At 49.9% G+C, this 1383-nt stretch carries 1 protein-coding gene; it reads right to left on the bottom strand.

All coding sequences use genetic code 11. The features are described 5' to 3' along the window. Positions 1 to 91: 91 nt before the first annotated feature. Positions 92 to 1318 carry an IS256 family transposase gene (locus tag ALO_RS14005; protein ID WP_004096905.1) on the bottom strand — a complete coding sequence of 409 codons (1227 nt, stop codon included), beginning with the start codon at positions 1316 to 1318 and terminating at the stop codon, positions 92 to 94. Between the last annotated feature and the right edge of the window lie 65 nt (positions 1319 to 1383).

Raw genomic sequence — 1383 nt, 5'->3', positions numbered from 1 at the left:
GATACTCAAGGGAGTGTCGCCTTTTTTCATCGCCGCCTTGGAAAACCAAAGCGATAAACCTCGGGGTTCGGGGCAGAGCCCCGATCACGGATTATGAGACTTTGCGCTGTTGCAGCCTGTCTTCAAAAAACACCATCAATTGCCCTACTATGATGCCCCAATCTCGAATGGGCATACTCCATTTTTTGGATATTTCCTGAATGGACAAAAACACGGATTTTCTGATCGAATCATCGGTGGGATAGACGGTCTTGGTCTTGGTGTATTTGCGCAGCATCCGGTGGAACCCTTCTACCGCGTTGGTCGTGTAAATCAAGGTCCGGACGGGTTGCGGGTATTTGAAATAGGTGGACAGTTCGCTCCAGTTGGCATCCCATGATTTTAGAATCTGGGGATACTTTTTGCCCCACTTCTCGCGAAATTCCTCCAGGCGATACGCCGCATCATCCAGGGTCGGCGCGCCATAGACTCGTTTTAAGTCAGCCATGACCGGCTTGATGTCTTTATAGGGTACATACTTTGTGGAGGTGCGGATTTGATGGATCACGCACAATTGCTGTTCGGTTTTGGGGAAGACCGTCTCAATGGCGGTGGAAAAACCCGACAGGTTATCCCGGCAGGCAATCAAAATATCTTCCACACCCCGATTCTTTAACTCGTTGCAAATGGTCGTCCAAAAGCTGGCGCTTTCGTTTTCTGACAGCCACATGCCGAGGATTTCTTTGCGGCCATCCATACTAATGCCTAGGACCGAATACAGGCATTTATTGATGACCCGGCTGTCTTTGCGGACTTTGAAGACGATTCCGTCTAAAAAGACGATGGGGTAGACCGGGTCCAGGGGGCGGCTCTGCCATTCAGCCACAGCCGGCATAATTTTGTCCGTGATGCGGCTGATGAGACTGGGGGAGGCTTCTACGCCGTAGATGTCTCTGAGATGATCTTCAATGTCCCGGTTGGACATGCCTTTAGCGTACATGGCCAAAATCCTGGTCTCAATATCGTCGGTGCGGGTTTGGCGCTTTTCAATCACTTGCGGCTCAAAGGTGCCGTTTCGGTCACGGGGAACGTTGATTTCACTTTCGCCCCATTCGCTTTTCACGGTTTTTTTGCCGTAACCGTTACGGCTATTGCCGCTGTTGTTGCCTAAAACACTGTTCTTTTCATAGCCCAGGGGGTCGTCCATTTCGCCCTCAAGCATTTTTTCCAGGGCCCCGGCAAACAGGCTTTTGAGTTTGGCCGTCAGTTCGGCCGGATTGGCGCACTCTTCACTTAAAAGGGCGGCCAGTTGCATTTCTTTTTCGTTTAACTGTGTCATGGGAATCCATCTCCTTTTTATTCTGTATGGATATTATTCCCATTTACACGGTTAGAAAAACATTC

This window comes from Acetonema longum DSM 6540 (genome assembly GCF_000219125.1).
Taxonomy (GTDB): domain Bacteria; phylum Bacillota; class Negativicutes; order Sporomusales; family Acetonemataceae; genus Acetonema; species Acetonema longum.
Note: the sequence above shows the minus strand (reverse complement) of the source record. Positions and strands in the feature narration are given on the sequence as shown.

What these genes read in the sequence shown, in the direction of transcription:
- ALO_RS14005 (WP_004096905.1), bottom strand. Translation starts at nt 1,318, where the DNA reads ATGACACAGTTAAACGAAAAAGAAATGCAACTGGCCGCCCTTTTAAGT.